Source organism: Aminivibrio pyruvatiphilus, from assembly GCF_004366815.1.
Classification (GTDB): Bacteria; Synergistota; Synergistia; order Synergistales; family Aminobacteriaceae; genus Aminivibrio; species Aminivibrio pyruvatiphilus.
This window is the reverse complement of sequence record NZ_SORI01000003.1, coordinates 81,949-101,601: the sequence shown is the minus strand read 5'-3', so window position 1 is coordinate 101,601 and position 19,653 is coordinate 81,949. Positions and strand designations below refer to the sequence as shown.

Here is a 19,653-nt window from a genome sequence, read left to right as displayed (position 1 = left end):
CTCCCCGCAAAAGTATCCGTCAGTCGTTCAGATCGACCAGTTTTCCGGGGTTGATGCTGCTGACCTTCCGGATCTCCTCGTCAGTGAGTCCGAGGTCCATGAGGCAGGCGATGAATTCCCTGAAGCCTTCCACCGGAGTAGGCAGGGTGTATACGCCGAAATCCGTGCCGATGAAGAAGTGGTCCGCGCCGAACTTCTTTATCTGCTCGGCGACTTTGGCGACGCCGCCGTGGGTGGTGGACTGCAGACCTTCATCCATGGCCCGGTATTCCGGTTCGACGTAGTAATGGGTTTTGGGAATGGGGGTGGTGTGAGTGTGGGCGGCGAGCAGCCTTTCAATCCAGGCGCCCATGCCGATGGCTTTTTCGATCTCCGCGTCGGTCATATTTTCCACCACTGCGTTGGACACCACAAGCTTCTTGATGCCGTACTGTTTTCCCAGTTCAAGAAGCCTGAAAGCCTCCTGGTTCGAGACATGGCCTGTTTCAAGATACACCTGGGGGTTGGCCGCGATGACTTCGAGAATCTCCTTCAGCTCCGGTGTGGGCTCTCCTTCGGGGATCCGGATGCACCGGTCCAGTTCCTCGGTGACGAACTTTGGGTACTTCTCCCGGAGGAGAATCCATTTTCCGTCGTCGTCGTACCGGCCTTCCTTGTAGGCCTGGAAGTAGGTGGAATGGGCTCCGAAGGTAACGTACCTGGCCCCTGAGCCGTAGTACATGGCCGTCTTTACCGCCCTGGGGTTCATGCCGCCGAACACGGTGTTCAGGATAATGCCGCCGTAGACCTCGATGCCTTCCACCACCTGCTGGACCATCCAGGCGGTTCCGACGGACATGTTGAACACGTCCATGATGGCGAAGGCCCGCATGCCTGCGTCCCGAGCCTCGATGGCAGTCTTGATGGGGTCGGTGCTCCTGGGGCTGCTGAAAAGATGGGGGCCGGGATGAACATGAAGATCGATGGCACCTTCGAGGAATTTCTCGCTTTTGCTTCTGGACCGGCTGAACTGCCATGAATCCTTAAACACTGCCTCGCCTCCTAGGGAGTTTGTGGGATGAATCTGCCATCACAGGTACCTGGCATTTTTTACATTCATCAGAATATATATCATGTTTAATGTCTCACGTCAAATGCTGTGGTGTCTCGGAGAATGTCAACCCAAATGCTGCAGCAGGAGAAAAAACGAGCACCGAGCGGGGTGAAAAATATCACCCCGTATGATGTCGGAGGCAGGGAAAGCCGGGGCGGGAGCTTTTTCGCCCGGGCTTGTTCTTCACTTGCCGATAGGCTACTATTCTTGACGGAAAGTCGAGAAACCCGCCGGGTTCCGGCGGACCATAAGGGAGGGGATTTCATGGACGTGAGCACGCTGCGCTTGTTCTTTTTCTGGTGCGCCCTGCTGAATTACCTTGCGCTGGGAGCAATGGCGGCCGTCTTCGTTTTCGCCGGGGACAGGATATTCGCTCTTCACAGGAGATGGTTCGCCCTGGACAGGGATGTTTTCGACGTGGCCATGTATTTCTTCCTGGGGTTTTACAAGCTGTTCGTGTTCGTTTTCTGCCTCGTGCCCTGGATCGCCCTTCTCATTGCCGGTTAGCGGAACTGCGACGGGCCTCCTCCCTCTCTTCCTCGAGGCGGAGGCGTTTTTTCAGTGCCCTGCCGGCGGTCCGGGACGCGGTGATGGTGGCCGCGGCGGTGGCAGCCAGTCCGAGGAAGGACAGGGCCCACTGAAGTTTCGAACCCTGGGCCATTTCCGGATGAAGTCCGGCGATATCGGCGGCCAGCGATCCTGAATAGACGTACATGAACGTCCAGGGAATGCTTCCAGCCCAGGATGCGGCGAAATAGACGGGGAACGGTATCGCCGTAAGGCCGAAAGCGTAGTTCAGTATATTGAAGGGGAAGGCGGGGGAGAGCCTGCTGAGGAGGACGATCTTCCAGCCGTCCTCTGCGACTGCCTCGTCCAGGGCGAGAAAGGACGTATTGCTGCCCCACGTTTCGAGAATGCGCCTGCGGACCCTGTAGCGGGCGAAAAGGAAGGCCGCCGATGCCCCGGATGCCACCGACAGGGTGGCGACGAGAAAGCCCGCCCGGAGGCCGAAGAGCACTCCGGCGCCGATGGTGAGATAGAACGTGGGCAGCAGGAAGACGCATGCGCCGTTGAAAAGCGCGAGAAACAGCAGGGGCCCGAAGGGACCCGAGCTCTCCACCGCGCCCAGAAATTTCAGAAACAGCTGCCGCAGTCCCGTTCCGCCGGACGAAAGGGCGAAGAACGCAGCGCCGGCTGCCAGAACGACAGCAGCCGATGCGTACAGGTATTTTTTTCTCGCTGAAGGGGACAGCGGCATTCTCCACCATCCTTCTGCCGGGGCGGCCGGATCCCCGGATCTTCCGCCCGCGCAGCGGGGAAAATCCGGGGACGGGCGTCTGTTCTCTAGTATGCTTCGACGAACACCTCGAAGTGGGCCTTCGGGTGAGCGCAGGCAGGGCAGAGTTCGGGCGCTTCCCTGCCTGTATGGACATAGCCGCAGTTGTTGCACTTCCACTCCACGGGAATCTCCTTTTTGAACACCGTTCCGGCGGCCAGATTGGCATGGAGCTTCCGGTACCGTTTTTCGTGCCGCTCTTCCACCTCGGCCACTTCGCGGAAAACCCGGGCCACTTCCCTGAAGCCTTCCTCTTCGGCGATTTTCGCAAAATCGGGATACAGCGTTCCCCACTCCTCGTGCTCTCCCTCGGCGGCGGCAAGGAGGTTTTCCTTCGTGTCGCCGAAAGCCACCGGATAGTCGGCGTGTATGGTCACCATGCTGCCGTTGACATCCTTGACAAGGAACTTGAAGAAGAGCTTCGCATGCTCTTTTTCGTTTTCAGCCGTCTCGGCGAAAATGTTGGAAATCTGGACGTACCCTTCCTTTTTTGCCACGGAGGAGTAGTAGCTGTATCTGTTCCGCGCCTGCGACTCGCCTGCGAAGGCTTTCATGAGGTTCTCTTCTGTTTTCGTTCCCTTGAGTGATTTCAATGCGATACCTCCCGATGTAATAGTGCTGATAAGTCCGCTGAAAATTATACCATTCCTTTTCATTGAGTTGCCGGTCTTTCTCTTGGGGCAATTCATCAGCATTATTCTATATTTGTATTCTGATTTAGTGAAAGATGTAACTTTATAGTATCATTGCCGCGAAATACGATCAAGGAGGCGCTGTGCGTCATGATGAAGAAAAAGAGGGAGATCACCCTCTGCATGGGCAGCTCCTGTTTTGCCAGGGGAAATGCCCGTTCCCTTGAAGTGGTCCGGTCCTTCCTGAAGGAGCATGATCTGGAGGCAGGAATTTTCCTCAAGGGGAGCCGCTGCGAGGGGCTGTGTTCGAAGGGGCCCGTGGTGCAGGTGGATGATCATGTTTACACGGGAGTTTCGCCGGAGGGAATAGAGGAGATCCTGGACAGGGAATTCGGGAAAGGGGAGGCCGGTCATGAGTGATCCCGTGGTCTGTTCGAACGTGGTGTCCTTCGGTTCGGAGTGCCAGGGGTGCTTCCGGTGCATCCGGGAGTGTCCGGTGAAGGCGATCCGGGTCGAGAGGGGGCAGGCGGCGGTCATTCCCGAAATGTGCGTGGCCTGCGGCCTGTGCGTGGAAGCCTGCCCCTTCCAGGCGGTGAAGCCGAGGCTGGACCTTCCCAGGGTGAAGGCCATGATCGCTTCCGGCCGGAGAGTGTACGCCTCCATGGCCCCCACGTGGGCCTGTGAGTTCCCGGGGCTGGATTCCGCCTGCCTGGTGGCCGCCCTGAAGCACCTGGGCTTTTCCGGCGTGGGGGAAACGGCCCTCGGGGCAGGGGCGGTGTGCGAATCCCTGGCGAAGACCCTTTCGGACGCCGATCCCGGACTCTTTCTCTCCACCACGTGCCCCAGCGTGGTGTCCTACGTGGAGAAGTATCTCCCCGAACTCGCGGGGACCCTCTCCACGGTTCCCTCCCCTGTGGAGGCCCACTGCCGGATATTCAAGGAGCTGGTGGACCCTGAAGGCGCCGTGGTGTTCATCGGGCCGTGCATCGCCCGGAAGGACGAGTCCGACCGGTCGGTGGACACCATCGACGCGGCCCTTACCTTCCGGGAACTCCGCCGATGGCTCCGGGAGGAAGGAGTTGCCCCGGAGAAGTGCGTTCCGGGGGAGGCGGACCGGTTTTTCCCCGAACCTTCCGGCGACGGTTTCCTGTACCCGGTGGAGGGCGGCATGAGCGATATGATCCGGGCCAGCGGAGTGGACAGGAAGGTCCGCTTTGTCACCGTGTCCGGACTGCAGAACCTGCGCCGCTACCTCCGGGGGCTTTCTCCGGAGAGCCTGGGGGCCCCCGTGTTCCTTGAGTGCTTTGCCTGTCTCGGCGGGTGCATCAACGGTCCCGGCGGCACGTGGGAGGAGCCGGGACTGCTGCGCCGGAACCGTGTGGAGGCCTATGCCAACCTTTCCGATGCCCCGGGACATTTCCTGGTCCTGGGGTCCGACACCCCGGAAGTGGGGGAAGAGGAGCTGAAGAACGCCCTGAAGCGGGTCGGGAAGAACCGGCCGGAAGACGAGGTAAACTGCGGGGGGTGCGGCTACGGGACGTGCCGGGAGCTTGCGGCGGCCCTGGCCCTCGGCCGGGCGGAACCGGAGATGTGCGTGATCCACATGAGGAACCAGGCTCAGAAGAAGGCGAACGCCCTGCTGCGGACCATGCCTTCCGGCGTGGTGATCGTGGACCGGAACCTCCACATCGTGGAGTGCAACGAACGGTTCGCCCGGCTCTTCGGCGAGCAGGCCATGCTGGTGTACCGGGCGGAGCCGGGGCTGAAGGGCTGCATCCTCAGCCGGATCCTTCCCTTTTCCCACCTGTTCGAGATCGTGCTGGAGAAGGGGCAGGACATCCACCTGGACCATTACCGGGCAGGGGACGTGCTGCTGGACATCACCCTGTTCTCCATCGAGCCGGGGGAGACGGTGGGGGCGGTGATGCTCGACGTGACCCGGAGGGAGCTGAAGCGGGACAAGATCGCCCAGCGGGCCGCCGAGGTCATCGAGAGGAACGTCCTCACCGTCCAGGAGATCGCCTGCCGCCTCGGCGAGCACATGGCCGACACGGAGATGCTGCTGCGGTCCATCGCCGAAGGGTATTCCGAGCAGGAGAGCGACGACTGCGGCAGGGGGGAGGACCAATGAACTCAGCCGATCCCCTGTTCCTGGACGTGGACTTTTTCCAGAAGAGGAAGACGGGGCAGTTCGTCTGCGGCGACAGCTTTTTCTCCCGGAAAATCCCGGGGAGGAACAGGGTGGTGTCCGTGCTCTCCGACGGCCTTGGGAGCGGGATAAAGGCGAGCATCCTCTCCTCCATGACGGCCACCATGGCCCTCCGCTTCATGGAGGGGGACATGGAGATCCTCCGGTCCGCCGAGGTGATGATGGATGCCCTGCCGGTGTGCAAAGTCCGGGGGATAAGCTACGCCACCTTCACCATCGTGGACGCGGTGCTCCACGGCTGGACCCGGGTGATCGAGATGGACAACCCCCCCTTCCTTCTTGTGCGGGGCGGGAGGGTGATGACCCCGGGCAGGCGTGAGATGGCCTCGTCTCGGTGGAAGGACCGGAAGATCACGGTGAACGAATTCTTTGCCCGGCCCGAGGACAGGATCATCCTGTTTTCCGACGGGGTGACCCAGGCGGGCATGGGATCCTGGGCGAACCCCACGGGGTGGGGGGAGGAAAAATGCACGGACTATATCCTGCGTCTGCTTCGAGACAGGCCCGGGCTCTCTTCCCGGGAGCTGTCGAGGCGCATCGTCTCCGAGGCACTGGTCAGGGAGCCCCATGAGCATGCCGGTGACGACGTGACCTGCGCCGTCATGTATTTCCGGTCGCCCCGGAAGCTCCTGGTGCTTTCAGGCCCTCCCTTCGACGGGCAACGGGACAGGGAGTACGCCGAAATGCTCGGGAAATTCCCTGGACGGAAGGCCATCTGCGGCGGCACCACCGCCGAAATCGTGGCCAGGGAGCTGGGACGCCCTCTTGTGACGGACCTCGCCACGGCCCGGGGGGGAATGCCGCCCCTGTCCTCCATGGACGGGGTGGACCTCATCACCGAGGGGATCCTCACCCTGACCCTGGTGTCCAGGATTCTGGACGGAAAGGAGATCGTCCGGGAGAAGAACTCGGCGGCGAGGCTGGCCTCCCTGCTGCTGGAGAGCGACCGGATTTCCTTTGTGGTGGGGACGAGGGTGAACGAGGCCCACCAGGACCCCACCCTGCCGGTGGAGCTGGAAATGCGCCGGAACATCATCCGGACCATCGTCCGCACCCTGGAGGAAAAATACCTGAAGGAAGTCACCGTTTCGTTTATTTGAAGAAAAAAGCATCCCCCTCCTTCGGGAGGGGGATGCCGTGCTTCGGGGGGTTATTGCAGGGTGACGTCCTTTCCCTTCCGGATGACCCTGAAGGGGGCCTCGTGCTCCCAGATGGCGTGGTAAACGTCGCCGGCGTTCAGCACCACCAGGTCGGCGTTCCCGCCGGGCTCGAGGACGTGTCCCCTGATGCCCATGGCCTTCGCCGCGTTGGTGGTGATGAGGTCGTAGATAATCTCCATGTCGCTGAAGGTGGTCATCCACAGCAGGTGGACCGCCAGGAAGGCCACTTCGAGCATGTTGTTCCTGCCGAAGGGGTAGTAGGCGTCGGCGATGTCGTCCTGGCCGAGGGCGACGGCCACGCCGGAGTCGTAGAGGTCCCGGACCCGGGCATGGAGGGGGCCGGTCTGGGGATCGCTCACCAGGCCGATGGAGGCCTTCTGGAGCAGGGCCAGGATCTTGCGGAAGTAGGGCTCCCGGTACATGGCCATGGCCCTGCAGTGCTGGGCCGTGACCCGTCCCTGCCAGCCTTCCTTCAGCGTCTTCACCGCCAGCATCTCCAGGGACCTGAGGCCCGGGTCGCCGGCGTCGTCGATGAGCATGGAGACATCCCTGTTGAACTCCTTCGCCAGGGCGAACATCCTGTCGATATGCTCCTGCATGTCGGCATCGGTGTACTCGATCCAGGGAATGCCGCCCACCACGTCCGCTCCCAGCTCCAGGGCCTTCCGGATGTAATCCTCGGCGCCGGGATCGCGCACCACGCCGTCCTGGGGGAAGGCCACCACCTGGAGGTCCACGATGTCCCTGAACTCCTCCCTGGCCTTGATCAGGGCCTTGACGCCCTCCAGCTTCGCCTTGGTGTCCGTGTCGGCGAAGGCGCGGATGTGGGTGTTGCCGTACTTCTGGGCCAGGCGGCAGGCCTTGCGGACGTTTTCGATGATCCATTTTTCATCGTAATTGTCCTTTACCCTGGAAGCCTGCTCGATGGCTGTCATGGCGCCCCCCATGGAGCCGCCGTGGTAGGAGGAAAGGGCATCCTGCCCCACCATCTCGAGGGTGTAGACTTTGCAGAGATGAAGATGGCCGTTCACGAAGGACTCGGTGACGAGCCTGCCTTCGGCGTCGATGACCTGCGCCGCTCCGCCCTCGGGAAGGTTTTCGCCGACAGCGGCGATTTTTTCGCCCTCGATGCCGATGGACAGGAGCTTTCCGCCGGAAAACCGGGTCCGGGCGTTTTTGACCAGAAGACTGAAAGCCATAATTTCATTCTCCTTTCTTTTCGGGGAGGGGCGGAGCCCCTCCCTCGCGTTATTTCTTCATTCTCTCCCGGGCAAGCCGTGCGGCGGCGAGGATGGCCTCGTACCCCGTGCAGCGGCAGAGGTGCCTGTTGATCTCTTCCACAAGGATGTCGTCCGTGGCGTCCGGGTTCACTGTGAGGAGGGCGTACAGCCGCATGATGAGGCCGGGGGTGCAGAAGCCGCACTGGATCGCCCCGGCGTCCACGAAGGCCTGCTGGATGGGGTGAAGCACGCCTCCCTCGGCAAGGGCCTCGATGGTGAGCACGTCGGCGCCCTCGCACTTTTCCGCCGGAACGGTGCAGCTTGTCACCGCGCTGCCGTTCAGAACCACCGTGCAGGAACCGCACTGCCCCGTGCCGCAGCCGACCTTTGTTCCCGTGAGGCCGAGACAGTCCCGGAGCACGGAGGAGAGCATCACCCTCCCTTCCTCGAGATGGACGGTCCTGGGAACGCCGTTGACGGTGAAGTTGAGGACAGGCATGTTACCGGGCCTCCTTTGCCCTGAGGGCTTCGAGTATTGTGTCCGGTGTCACCGGAAGAGATGTGAATTCCACTCCCGTGGCGTCCCGGAGGGCGTTGAGGATCACGGGGGCCACCGCCACGATGGGGTGTTCCGCCATGGGCTTTGCGCTCCAGGGTCCCTCGGGGTTGGGTGTCTCCAGCAGCTCCACGGTCTGTTTCTCCGGGGCGTCCTTCAGCCTCGGTATTTTGTAGGCCGGGAAGTTGACGTTCTTTGCCGCGCCGTCGGCGGTAAAGAGGATTTTTTCCATGAGGGCCGCGCCCATGCCCTGGACCACGCCGCCGGTGACCTGTCCCCTTGCGGTGGCGGGGTTGATCGCCTTCCCCACGTCAAAGGCCGAGGCGAAGTGGAGGATCTTCACTTCCCCGGTCTGCCGGTCCACCCTGAGGGTGCAGCCCTGGCTTCCGAAGGTCCAGCTGCCCGCCGCGTTGCCCATGCCCGTTTCCGGGTCGGGCTCCACGAGCCCGGGAACCCGGTACCAGCCCGTGGCTGTCAGGGGAGCTCCTATGGTGAGGCAGTCGGGAGCCATGTACCCCCTGGCCAGGTTCGCCAGGGAGAGGACCTCGCCCGTATTGGGATGGACGCATTCTCCGTCCCTGTAAACTACCAGGGACGGGGAGCAGTTCCAGGCCTTCGATGCCGTTTCCCTGGCGATGGCGATGATCTGCCCGCAGGCGTCCTGGATGGCCCGGCCGCCCCTGTAGGTCTGCATGGAGGCCACGGTCTGCCACTCCCAGGGGGAGAACTGGGTGTCCACCTCCGAGTAGGTCTTCACCTTCTCGAAGGGGATCTGCAGTGCCTCCGCCGCCATCTGGGCGAAGACGGTCTGGACTCCCTGGCCCATCTCGATCCCCGAAAGGTTTACGAAGGCGCAGCCGTCGGCGTTGATCTGCACTGTGCATGTGGAGGCCGCGTTGGAGGACATCTTGGGGGATTTCATCATGGAGGCGATTCCCCTGCCGTAGAGGAACCGCTCGTCGCTGTCGGGGAGGGGCGTTTCGTCCAGGGCCTTCTCCACGGCGGCGAGGCATCCCGGAAGGTCGCCGTGGCTCTTCTTTATCACCTGGCCCAGGGCGTTCTGCCGTCCTTCGGACAGGAAGTTCTTCCGCATGAGCTCGCCGGGAGTCATGCCGAGCTTCCGCGCCAGCATGTCCAGGAGGCGGCTCGACATGAGCTGCCCTTCCGGGTGCCCGTATCCCCGGTAGGCTCCCACGTTGGGGGTGTTGGTGTACATTCCGTACACGTCCACCGTGACGTGGGGAAACTCGTAGGGGCCGGTGCAGTTGTGTCCCGCCACGGTATCCACGGGCCATCCGGTGTCGCCGTAGGCCCCGTCGGCAAAGTACATCTCGGCCTTCAGCGCCGTGAAGGTGCCGTCCTTCTTCGCCCCGATCTTCATGTTCCCCTTCATGCCTCGGCCCACCAGGGAGCCGGTGATGACTTCCTTCCTGGTGAGGACGAGCTTCACGGCGTATCCCGGGACGAAGCTGGCCGCGTAGGCCACCATGGGCTCGATGGAGACGTCGGACTTGCCGCCGAAGCCGCCCCCGAGGTAGGGAATGTGGACCCGGACCTTCGCGGCAGGGATTTTGAACATGTCGGCCAGCACGTCCCGGAGGACGAAGGGGGCCTGGTTGGAAGCCCAGATCTCGATACTCCCGTCGGCGCCGAACCTGCACACCGCCCCGTGGGGCTCGATGGCGGCATGGCTCGAGATGGGAAATTCGAACTCGTCCTCCACGGTGACATCCGCTTCGGCGAAGCCTTTTTCGCTCTCTCCCTTGCGGAGCTTGTAATGGTGGAAGATGTTGGTTCCGGGAACGGGATGGACCACGTACTCCACCCTGCGGTAGGAGCCGTTTTTTTCATGGATCAGAGGCGCCCCCGGCGCGGCGGCCTCCACGGGGTCGAGGACGAAGGGAAGCTTTTCATATTCGATCGTCACTGCCTTCGCCGCCGCTTCGGCCTGGTTTTCCGTTTCCGCCAGCACCACCGCCACCGGCTCGCCCGCATGGCGCACCTTGTCCACCGCCAGGGGAGGCTGGTCCCAGAGGCATGTGCCGAAGAGCATGGAGCATCCCTGTCCCGTGACGACCTTCTTCACTCCGGGCATGGCCTCCGCCGCCGAGGTGTCGACGGAAAGGATTTTTCCGTGGGGGATGCCCGCCCTGACGACCCTGGCGCGGAGCATCCGGGGAAGGGTAATGTCGGCCACGAAACAGGCCTCGCCGGTCGCTTTTTTCACCGCGTCCACTCTCTGGACGCTTTTTCCGACATATCGCTGCGTCATGCTGCACTCTCCCGTCTGTCGATAATTCTCTTTCTCCCCGGGGAGAAAGTCTCTAGCCTTTTTCTTCCCGCCGGTAGGGCTTCAGGAGACCTGCCGGGGCCGCGGCCCTCCGCGACACGCTGACAAGGGCGACGACCGTCATCAGGTAGGGGATGAGAAGGAACAGGTGGAAGGGAATGTTGAATCCCAGTCCCTGGAGGCGGAGCTGCAGGGCGTCGAGGAAGCCGAAGATGAGGGCTCCCGCCGCTCCACGGACGGGATCCCAGTTGCCGAAGATGACCATGGCGATGCTGATCCATCCCCTGCCTCCCACCACGTCGATGAGGAACATGTTCTGGTGGGCGAGGGTGAGGAAGGCGCCTCCGATGCCCATGAGGGCCCCCCCGGCCGCCAGGCAGAGGGTCCGGACGAGGTTGACGTTGATGCCCACTGTATCGGCCGCGAGGGGGTTTTCACCCACCGTGCGGATGGCGAGACCCCAGGTGGTCCTGTAGAGAAGAATCCAGAGGGCCGGGATGAGAAGAAACGCCCAGTAGACCAGGGTGTACTGGGTGAAAAATGCGGGGCCCACCACGGGCAGCTCCGACAGGAACGGAATGGCCATCTGGGTGAAGGGCCGTACCGTGGGAGGATTCACCGGAGATCCCACGCTGAGCCGGTAGATGAACATGGCCAGCCCGGTGGAGAACAGGGTGATGCCGAGGCCGGAGACATGCTGGGAGAGCCCGAGGTAGACCGCCAGGAAGGCCATGAAAAGGGCAAGGAGAGCGCCGATCAGTGCCGCCGCGGCCACGCCGAGCCAGAGGGAGCCGGTGCTGAGGGTGGTGAGGAAGCCCGTCATGGCGCCCATGAGCATGATCCCCTCGATGCCGAGGTTCAGGACGCCTGCCCGCTCGCTGAGAATTTCCCCCAGGGTGCCGAAGATGATGGGGGTGGCCATGCGCATCATGGCGGCGAGGAGGCCGGTGATGAAGGTGAGGGTGAGTACCTGTTCCATCAGTCTTTCACCGCCTTTATGCGGTATTCGGTGAGGAGGAGGGCGATGAGCATCACGATGAGGGCCATGCCCTGGATCACCTCGGCGATGTAGGTCGGGACGCCGGTGAGCCTGCTCATGGACTGGGCCCCGACGATTATGACGCTGAAGAAGAAGGCCGCGAGGGCCGTTCCCAGGGGATGGAGCCTTCCCAGCATGGCGATGACGATGCCCGAGTACCCGAAGCCGGGCGATATGTCCATGAGGAGATGGAAGTGAATGGCGGCCACCTCCCCCACTCCCGCCATTCCCGCGAGCCCGCCGGAAAGGACGGCGGTGCGGATGATCACTGAGTTGACGTCAATGCCTCCGAAAGCCGCCGCCCTGGGGTTGACCCCCACCGCCCGGGACTGGTATCCGAAGACGGTCTTCGAGTTGATGAACCAGACAATGAGGACGGCAGCGACCGCAAGCACGATGCCGAGGTGGAACCGGGAGCGGACCAGGAGCACGGGGAACCGGGCCAGCTCCGCTATGGCGGGCGACCTGGGCCAGCTCGAGTTCGGCATCTGGAGGGGGCCGAAGAGCAGGTATCCCATGATGTGCCACATGACGTAGTTCAGAAGGAGGGTGGTGACCACGTCATCCACCCTGTACTTCGTCTTCAGAAGGGCCGGGACGGTGGCCCAGAGGCCGCCTGCGAGAAAGCCCGCAGCGCAGACGAGGATCAGCACGGCGGCTTTCGGAAGGGCCGGGGCGCTGATGCCAACCCATGTGGCCGCGATGGCCCCGGCGAGAAGCTGCCCTTCCGCGCCGATGTTCCAGAATTTCGCCCGGAAGGCGAAGGCCACGGCCAGGCCGGTGAAGGTCAGGGGAGCGGCCTTCACGCAGGTTTCGAGAAAGTTGTACCGGGTGCCCAGGGCTCCCCTGAAGAGAGACGTGTAGGAGAGCCAGAGGTCCCCTCCGGCGATGAGGATGGGAACGGCCGAAAGGACGAGGGTCGCCAGAATGGCTCCCACGGGGACGAGTACCTGGATCCATCCTGGAAGGGGGGCCCGTTTCGTTATGATCATGCGCATGGTTCGTTCACCCCGCTCATCCAGAGTCCGATCCGCTCCCTGGACGCTGAGCCGCCGTCGGCGATGCCCATGATGCGGCCTTCGAACATGACGGCGATCCGGTCGCTGAGCTGGAATATTTCGTCGAGATCCTCGGAGATGAGAAGAATGGCTGCGCCGCTTGCCCTGGCATCCAGGATCCGCCAGTGGACGTATTCGATGGCGCCCACGTCGAGCCCCCTGGTGGGCTGGGCAGCCACCACCACTTTCGGCGACGCGGAAAGTTCCCTTGCCAGGATGATCTTCTGGAGGTTTCCTCCCGAAAGGGTCCGGGCTTTTGCCGCCCTGCCGTCGGTCCTGATGCTGAACTCGGAGATGAGCCGGTCGGCGTGCCGCCCTATGGCGCCGTGGTCCAGCATGCCCATGGAGCGGAATTCGCCGTGGTTCTCCAGGACGAGGTTTTCCTCCACGGAAAGCTCAAGGAGGAGACCGGTGGTCATCCTGTCCTCGGGAATCCTCCCCATGCCGCTGTTCACCGAGGCTTTCGGCCTGCCCGGGGGAAGGGTTCCGCCGTCCACGGAGATGGTGCCCGACACGGGTTTGCGCAGGCCGAACAGGGCTTCCGCGAGCTCTCTCTGCCCGTTGCCGGAAACGCCGGCCATGCCCAGGATCTCTCCTGAGCGGATGTCCAGGGAGAGATCGTTCACTGCCTCGAGATTCCTGTCGTTCTTCACCGTCAGCCCCCGGACGACCAGAAGGGGGCTTCCCGGGGTTCCCCGGGGGGGACGCTTCTTCTCCGCGAGTTCCCGGCCCACCATGAGGCTGGCCAGCTCCCTCTCGGTGGTCTCGGAGACCTTCCTTTCGGCGGTGAGGACTCCCTTTGTGAGCACCACCACCCGGTCGGCGATCTCCATGACCTCGTAGAGCTTGTGGGAGATGAAGATGATGGAGCAGCCCTCCGCTGCGAGGGTGCGGAGGGTCGCGAAAAGCTCCCTGGTTTCCAGGGGTGCGAGCACCGCCGTGGGTTCGTCGAGGATCAGGATGCGGGCGTCCCTGTAGAGGGCCTTCAGGATCTCCACCTTCTGCTGTCCGCCGATGGGGAGGGTCCACACCGGGGCGTCGGGGTCCACGTGGAGTCCGAAGCGGTCCTGAAGGGCGAGCAGTTTTTTTCTCGCCCCGGAAAGATCGAGGAAGAATCTCCCTCCGCCGCTTCCCACCACCACGTTTTCAAGCACGGTCTGGGACGGCACCAGGGTGAAGTGCTGGTGGACCATGCCGATGCGGCAGGCGATGGCGTCCCTGGGGGACGAAAAGGAGACTTTCTCGCCCCCGATGCGGATTTCTCCGCTGTCGGCGGCGTAATAGCCGAAGAGAATGTTCATGAGCGTGGTCTTCCCTGCGCCGTTCTCGCCGAGAAGAGCGCAGATTTCCCCTTCCCTGAGCGAAAAGTTCACGTCCCTGTTCGCCGTGACGTCGAGGAATGTCTTGGTAATGGAGAGCATTTCCACGACGCAGGGAGGGTCGGTGTGCCCGGAGGCCGGCACTTCCCCGGGTCCGGCGCTCATGGCAAGCCTGTCAGCGGGCATGGTATCCACCCCTTTCGGGTAGCTGCGAATACATTGAGAATGATGGATAAAGACGAAAGGGGCGGGCAGGAGGGCCCGCCCCCGGAGCGGCAATCAGTCCGTCTTGAGCTCGGTCTCGACGACGGGCACGGTGAACTGGCCGTTCATGATCTTCGCTTCCAGCTCCCGGACTTCCTTGATCACTTCGGGAGGAAGCTTCTGCTGGAACTCGTGGAAGGGAGCGAGATATGCGCCGCCCCGGGCCATCATGGACCATTCTCTCAGGTCTTCGGCCTTCCATTCCTTGTTTCTCACGGCGTCGATGGAGTGGCGGACGGTGGGTTCCATATTCCACACCGGTCCGGTGATGACCACCTCGGGCGCGAGGGCGTGCTGGTCCATCATGTTGCCGAAGGCGAGGACGCCCTTCTCCTTGGCGGCCTCGAACACGCCGAACCGTTCGGCGAAAATAAGGTCGGCTCCCGCCTCGATCTGGGCGAGGGTGGCTTCCTTGGCCTTGGGGGGATCGAACCAGCTCCCGATGTAGGCGACCTTCACCTTGACGGCCGGATTGACCGAAAGGGCGCCCTGTTTGAAGGCGTGGACGAGACGGTTGACTTCCGCGATGGGGATGGCTGCGACGATTCCGAGGGTGTTGGTTTTAGTCATGCGGCCCGCGATGATGCCGCAGAGGTATGAGGGTTCATGAATCCAGTTGTCGAACACGGAGTAGTTTGGTTCCTGGAAGGTGAACTCGGACCCGAAGGCGAAAGCGACTTCGGGATAGTCCTTCGCTATGCGGCGGGAAGGTTCCTCTCCGGCGAGGAAGGCGTCTCCCACGATGAGGTCGAAGCCTCTCTCGGCGTATTCCCTGAGGACCCTTTCAAAGTCGGCAGCTCCCACTTTTTCGGTGAATTCATAGGTGAAGCCCAGTTCCTTCTGCAGCAGGAGACAGGCCTGGTGGATCGCCCCGTCCCAGGGCTCCTCGATGGCCGTCTGGAAGACGGCGGCCAGCTTGAAGTCCTTGTAGTCCTTGGCCTCCGCCGAAGCGGTTCCGGCGAGGAGCAGGACGAATATCATCAACAACGCCAATACGCTTTTCCTCAAAAGATACACCTCCCTGGTCTCGGTAACAGCGGCCGCAGATGCCGCGGACGCTTCCCCAAACTGCCGTTCGGACGCACCCTTTCCCGGTGGACTGACTTTTCCGGCTCACCTCCCCGTATGTTCCGGTGCAGGATAAGGGCAGTATCTTATTTTATCAGAAATGTACCGGCAAAATGCCTATTCACATCATTAAACGGTTGCCTTCAGCCCGTGTCAATGGTGATATGTAACGAGAATTCCGGAATTTTTTGTCAGCCATGGACACCGGGCAGTCCTCGTGTTAAAATGTGCAACCGGTAGCATTAAAAGGAGAGAGGGGAAATGGCCATGGACCTGATTATTCGCCGGGCACGGCTTGCAGACGGAGAAATAGCGGACATCGGCATCAGCGGGGGAATGTTCGCCGCCGTGGAAAGGCGGCTGGACTGCGGCGCGGTCCGGGAGATCGACGCGGGCGGCAGGCTGGTGACTCCTCCTTTCGCGGACCCCCACCTCCACCTCGACGCGGTCCTCACAGTGGGATCGCCCCGGTACAACGCCTCGGGCACCCTCCTCGAGGGCATTGCCATCTGGGGCGAGCGCCGGCCGGGCGTCACGAAAGAGGAGATTCTCCGGAACGCCAGGGAAGCCGTCCTCTGGGAGGCGGCCAACGGCGTGCAGTTCATCCGGACCCACGCCGACACCACCGACCCGTCCCTGGTTACCGTGGAAGCCCTGCTGGAACTGAAGGACGAAATGCGGGAGGTTGCCGAAATCCAGGTGGTGGCCTTTCCCCAGGACGGCATCTACACCATACCCGACGGCGAACGGAATCTTCGCCGCGCAGTGGAGATGGGGTGCGACTGCGTCGGTGCCATTCCCCACAACGAGCTGACCCGGGAGGACGGCGTCCGGTCCGTGGAGCTGGCCTTCGATCTGGCGGAAAAGTACGGCCGGCTCGTGGACATTCACTGCGACGAGACGGGGGACGACCAGTCCCGGTTTGCAGAGGTCATGGCAAAATGCGCCATCGCCTCCGGCATGGGTCCCCGCACGACGGCGAGCCATACCACGGCCATGCATAATTACAACAACGACTACGCCCTGAAGCTCATGGGCATTTTCCGGCGGGCGAAGATGAATTTCATCACCCTTCCCTTCGACAACTCGGTGCTCCAGAACCGCACAGACGGCTATCCCCGGCGCAGGGGGCACACCCGGGTGGACGAACTGGATGCGGCGGGGGTGAACGTCTGCATCGGCCATGATTCCATCATGGACCCATGGTACCCCATGGGAAAGGGATCCATGCTCGCCGCCGCCAACCTGCTGCTCCACACGGCCCACATGAGCGGGTACGACCAGATATTCCGCCTCTTCGACATGATCACCGTCAATTCCGCCCGGACCATGAACGTGGAGGAGCGCTACGGCATCGAGCAGGGGAAGCCCGCGAACCTCCTGGTCCTCGACGCCCCGGACCGGTTCGAGGCCATACGGCTCCAGAGCGAGTGTCTCTGGTCGGTACGGAACGGCTCTGTGATCGCCGAAACGGTGCCGGCTCAGCGGACTCTGAGCTGGGGCGGGAGGAAGCGGCACGTCGATTTTTCCGCCTCCTGCAGAGGTGCCGGAGAGGAAGAGGAAGCCCATCCGGTGCTTCTGCCGAGGATGGCCTGAAGAACACGGTACACCGCCGATGCCTGCTGAAAGTGAAGTGCGGGGCCTCCGGGCCTCGCCTTTTTTTGTATTCTATCGTATTATGAACTGGTTCTTTTTTATAACGAACAAGCGGGGGGTGTGGGAATCATGGCTTCAGTGACGGCCATTTGCGTGAGCACGGAACGGCAGCAGCCGAAGACGGAAGTGGAACGTGCCCGGTTCTTTCCCGGCGGTATCGAAGGGGACTCCCACAGAGGCGTCACGGAACGGGAAGTGAGCCTTCTTCGGGCCGAGGATATCCGGAAGGCGGAAGAAGAGGCCGGTTTTGCCTTTCCACCTGGATCCCTCGCTGAGAACCTGGTGGTGGAAGGGCTCCCCGAAGAGCTGCCCGTGGGAGCGGTTCTCAAGGCGGGGGATTCTGTGCTTCTGGAAGTCATCGAGAAAGGCAAAAAACCGGGGGAGCCCCACAGCTACGATTACCGGGGCTGGTGCCTTCTGCCCGCGGCGGGGTACTTTCTTCGGGTGGGCAGGGGCGGAGAAGTGAGAAGAGGAGATCCGGTCACGGTGATGTAACCGCAGGAAAAAACGGGGTCTCTTCCCGTACGCCGGGGCGCCGTGTTCCCCGCGGCGGGATGGCCGCCCTGAAAGAATGTTTTTTTGATCTTATTCTCAAGAGGAGAGAGGTGGAAGAATGTTCAGGAACTTCAGGATTGGGGCGAAGCTTGCCCTTGCTTTCGGCGTACTGCTGCTCATATTTTCGGGGGTGGGGGCGCTGAGCTGGCTCAACATGGGGGAAGTGAGCCGTGAAGCCCGTTCCCTCGCCGACGAGTACGTACCGGAAATGGTGGCGGCCAACAGGGTTCAGAGCACCGTTCAGGATCTCATGTATGAAATACGGGGCTATGGCTACACCTACGACCGGACCTTCCTCGAAGCAGGTCGCCGGGCCGCTGAAAGTTCCCGGACAGCCCTGGGGGAGGCGGCTGCCCTCGCTGAGAAGTACCCTGCCCTGGTGACTCTCAGGGCGGACGCCGCCAAAGCCCTGGCAGGCCTGGACGAGTACGTGAAGCTCATGGACGATACCGAGAAGACCGTGGAGACCATGAATGCCCTCAGGAGCAGGGCCACTGACGGCGAAAAAGCATTCTTCGAGAACGCCGAGCGGTACCTTCAGTCCCAGGAGCAGACCCTCGAAAAGGAGTTCGGCGAGAGCACCCTGCCGTCGGAACTTTCGGAGCGGCTGCAGAAGATTGTTCTCGGCAACGCCGTCATCGACCTGGGGAACCTGGTCCGCGTCGCCAACTACAGGGGGCAGGCCCAGAGGAACCCCGTGCTCCTGGAAGAGGGGCTGCGGTACTTCGATGAGATGGGATCGATTCTGGAGCGCCTGAAGGCCATGACCTTCCAGCGGGTGAATATCGAACAGCTCGAGGCGGTGGAACACGCCGGGGCGGACTACCGGTCCGTGATGGCGGAGATCCTGGCTGCCTGGAGAAGACTCGACGAAATCAACGCCCGGAGGGTCGAGACGGGAAGGGCCATTCTTGCCCTCGCCGACCAGGTGGTGCAGACCGGGGCGGCGAATTCCCAGAAAATTGCCGATCACGCCGTGACCAGCCTTGCTTCCACCATTTCCGTCATTCTCGTGTCTACGGTGGCCGCAGTGATTCTCGGAGCAGTCATCGCTTTCGCCATGACCAGGAGCCTCACCCGCCCCCTGAACAGGGTGACCGTCCTCGCCGGGATGGCGAAGGAAGGGGATCTGTCCATCGAGCGGGAGGATTTTCACATCGTCTCGCGGGACGAACTGGGGCTCATGGCGGACTCCCTGGCGGACATGGTCCGGGGGCAGCGGGAGATGGTCCGGGAGCTGAAGGAAAAGTCGATCCACCTGTCAGCCCTCTCCGAAGAGACGGCGGCCTCCACCGAAGAGGTGACCAGCACCACCAACGAGGTGGCCGAGGGCAACGCCCAACTGGCCGAGCAGACCAGGAGGGGCCGGGAAAACTCAGTTGAGGCCTCCAAGGTCATGCTCGAGATGAGCAGCCTCATCCAGATCGCCCAGAGCCTCGCGGCGAGCGCCGACAAAAATTCCGGCGAGATGTCAGGCGCGGCCGAGGAGGGTCGGAAAACCGTGGCCCAGACCGTGGAGCGCATGGAGAACATCAAGCTTTCCGTGGAAGAAACGGAACAGCTTCTGTCGCAGCTCGATACCTTTTCCGCCCGGATCGGCGTGGTGGGAGACACCATCACCGGCCTCGCCGACCAGACCAACCTTCTCGCCCTCAACGCCGCCATTGAGGCGGCCCGGGCAGGGGAGGCCGGCAGGGGGTTCGCCGTGGTGGCCGAGGAGGTCCGGAAACTGGCGGAGCAGTCCCAGCAGGGAGCCAGGGAGGTAGCTGAACTGGTGGCCAGGATCCTCGACGGGACCAGGTCCGCCGTGGCGTCCATGCAGAAAAGCCGGCAGGGCGTCGAGGAAGGCGTGTCCATCGCCCATGTGGCCGGGGAGTCCCTGGAACGGATCGGCAAAGCCATCAGGAGTTCCGTGGAGGACATCAGGAAAATCATTTCCACCACCGACGAGGAGGTGGCCAAGTCCGACAAGGTGATTTCCCTCATCGACACCACCGCCAGCGTCATGGAGCTCACAGACGACCATGTGCAGACCCTCGCGGCCTCCATGGAGGAGACGGCGGCTGCCATGGAGACCGTGGCCACGAGCGCCCAGGAGGTCAGCGAGACCTCCGAGGACATGCGGCGCATGACGGAGCGCTTCAAAATTGAAAAGGACGGCGGGGTTTTGTCAAATAAGCCCGCTGTCGTATAATTGG

17 protein-coding genes are annotated in these 19,653 nt (G+C 62.4%); 7 read left to right on the top strand and 10 right to left on the bottom strand.

Going from position 1 to position 19,653, the window contains the following annotated elements:
* Positions 1 to 19 precede the first annotated feature (19 nt).
* Positions 20 to 1,030, bottom strand: coding sequence for a DUF6282 family protein (locus tag C8D99_RS03570; protein ID WP_133956457.1), 1,011 nt, complete (start codon positions 1,028 to 1,030; stop codon positions 20 to 22).
* A gap of 327 nt (positions 1,031 to 1,357) precedes the next feature.
* On the opposite strand from C8D99_RS03570, the gene C8D99_RS03565 reads away from it, so the two are divergent.
* Complete coding sequence (locus C8D99_RS03565; RefSeq protein ID WP_133956455.1) at positions 1,358 to 1,600, top strand: DUF6868 family protein; 243 nt, start codon at positions 1,358 to 1,360, stop codon at positions 1,598 to 1,600.
* On the opposite strand, the gene C8D99_RS03560 is transcribed toward C8D99_RS03565, so the two are convergent.
* Positions 1,587 to 2,351 (bottom strand): TVP38/TMEM64 family protein, encoded by a 765-nt coding sequence (locus C8D99_RS03560; protein ID WP_133956453.1) that lies wholly within the window; start codon positions 2,349 to 2,351, stop codon positions 1,587 to 1,589. The genes C8D99_RS03565 and C8D99_RS03560 overlap by 14 nt on opposite strands.
* A gap of 86 nt (positions 2,352 to 2,437) precedes the next feature.
* Positions 2,438 to 3,022 (bottom strand): rubrerythrin, encoded by a 585-nt coding sequence (rbr, locus tag C8D99_RS03555; protein WP_133956451.1) that lies wholly within the window; start codon positions 3,020 to 3,022, stop codon positions 2,438 to 2,440.
* A gap of 189 nt (positions 3,023 to 3,211) precedes the next feature.
* On the opposite strand from rbr, the gene C8D99_RS03550 reads away from it, so the two are divergent.
* Genes C8D99_RS03550 through C8D99_RS03540 form a run of 3 tightly spaced genes read left to right on the top strand, consistent with a single transcriptional unit; the run spans position 3,212 to position 6,370 of the window.
* Positions 3,212 to 3,481, top strand: coding sequence for a (2Fe-2S) ferredoxin domain-containing protein (locus C8D99_RS03550; RefSeq protein WP_243833822.1), 270 nt, complete (start codon positions 3,212 to 3,214; stop codon positions 3,479 to 3,481).
* Positions 3,474 to 5,192 (top strand): [Fe-Fe] hydrogenase large subunit C-terminal domain-containing protein, encoded by a 1,719-nt coding sequence (locus C8D99_RS03545; protein WP_133956449.1) that lies wholly within the window; start codon positions 3,474 to 3,476, stop codon positions 5,190 to 5,192. Before C8D99_RS03550 ends, C8D99_RS03545 begins: the two co-directional genes overlap by 8 nt.
* Positions 5,189 to 6,370 (top strand): SpoIIE family protein phosphatase, encoded by a 1,182-nt coding sequence (locus C8D99_RS03540; RefSeq protein WP_133956447.1) that lies wholly within the window; start codon positions 5,189 to 5,191, stop codon positions 6,368 to 6,370. Before C8D99_RS03545 ends, C8D99_RS03540 begins: the two co-directional genes overlap by 4 nt.
* Before the next feature lie 50 nt (positions 6,371 to 6,420).
* On the opposite strand, the gene C8D99_RS03535 is transcribed toward C8D99_RS03540, so the two are convergent.
* The 7 genes from C8D99_RS03535 to C8D99_RS03505 form a co-directional block, all read right to left on the bottom strand.
* Positions 6,421 to 7,629 (bottom strand): amidohydrolase family protein, encoded by a 1,209-nt coding sequence (locus tag C8D99_RS03535; protein WP_133956445.1) that lies wholly within the window; start codon positions 7,627 to 7,629, stop codon positions 6,421 to 6,423.
* Between the two features lie 49 nt (positions 7,630 to 7,678).
* Positions 7,679 to 8,149 (bottom strand): (2Fe-2S)-binding protein, encoded by a 471-nt coding sequence (locus C8D99_RS03530; RefSeq protein ID WP_133956443.1) that lies wholly within the window; start codon positions 8,147 to 8,149, stop codon positions 7,679 to 7,681.
* A gap of 1 nt (position 8,150) precedes the next feature.
* A complete protein-coding gene (locus tag C8D99_RS03525) occupies positions 8,151 to 10,478 on the bottom strand; it encodes a xanthine dehydrogenase family protein molybdopterin-binding subunit (protein ID WP_133956441.1) in 2,328 nt (775 codons plus the stop codon).
* Positions 10,479 to 10,530: 52 nt separating this feature from the next.
* The gene (locus C8D99_RS03520) at positions 10,531 to 11,475 is read right to left on the bottom strand and encodes an ABC transporter permease (protein WP_133956439.1); all 945 of its coding nucleotides are present in this window, start codon (positions 11,473 to 11,475) and stop codon (positions 10,531 to 10,533) included.
* The gene (locus tag C8D99_RS03515) at positions 11,475 to 12,533 is read right to left on the bottom strand and encodes an ABC transporter permease (protein ID WP_208321065.1); all 1,059 of its coding nucleotides are present in this window, start codon (positions 12,531 to 12,533) and stop codon (positions 11,475 to 11,477) included. Before C8D99_RS03515 ends, C8D99_RS03520 begins: the two co-directional genes overlap by 1 nt.
* Entirely contained in the window at positions 12,524 to 14,098 is a 1,575-nt protein-coding gene (locus C8D99_RS03510; RefSeq protein ID WP_208321064.1) for an ABC transporter ATP-binding protein, read from the bottom strand. The genes C8D99_RS03515 and C8D99_RS03510 overlap by 10 nt, the downstream gene beginning before the upstream one ends.
* A 93-nt stretch (positions 14,099 to 14,191) precedes the next feature.
* Positions 14,192 to 15,157, bottom strand: a complete 966-nt coding sequence (locus C8D99_RS03505) for a BMP family protein (RefSeq protein ID WP_133956689.1) — start codon at positions 15,155 to 15,157, stop codon at positions 14,192 to 14,194.
* Between the two features lie 348 nt (positions 15,158 to 15,505).
* On the opposite strand from C8D99_RS03505, the gene C8D99_RS03500 reads away from it, so the two are divergent.
* The 3 genes from C8D99_RS03500 to C8D99_RS03490 all read left to right on the top strand — a co-directional run bounded on the left by C8D99_RS03500 (position 15,506) and on the right by C8D99_RS03490 (position 19,649).
* Positions 15,506 to 16,840: a cytosine deaminase gene (locus C8D99_RS03500; protein WP_208321063.1), complete on the top strand. Its 1,335-nt coding sequence runs from the start codon at positions 15,506 to 15,508 to the stop codon at positions 16,838 to 16,840.
* A gap of 129 nt (positions 16,841 to 16,969) precedes the next feature.
* Entirely contained in the window at positions 16,970 to 17,395 is a 426-nt protein-coding gene (locus C8D99_RS03495; protein WP_133956437.1) for an MOSC domain-containing protein, read from the top strand.
* 118 nt (positions 17,396 to 17,513) lie between these two features.
* Complete coding sequence (locus C8D99_RS03490) at positions 17,514 to 19,649, top strand: methyl-accepting chemotaxis protein (RefSeq protein WP_133956435.1); 2,136 nt, start codon at positions 17,514 to 17,516, stop codon at positions 19,647 to 19,649.
* The last annotated feature ends 4 nt before the right edge of the window (positions 19,650 to 19,653 follow it).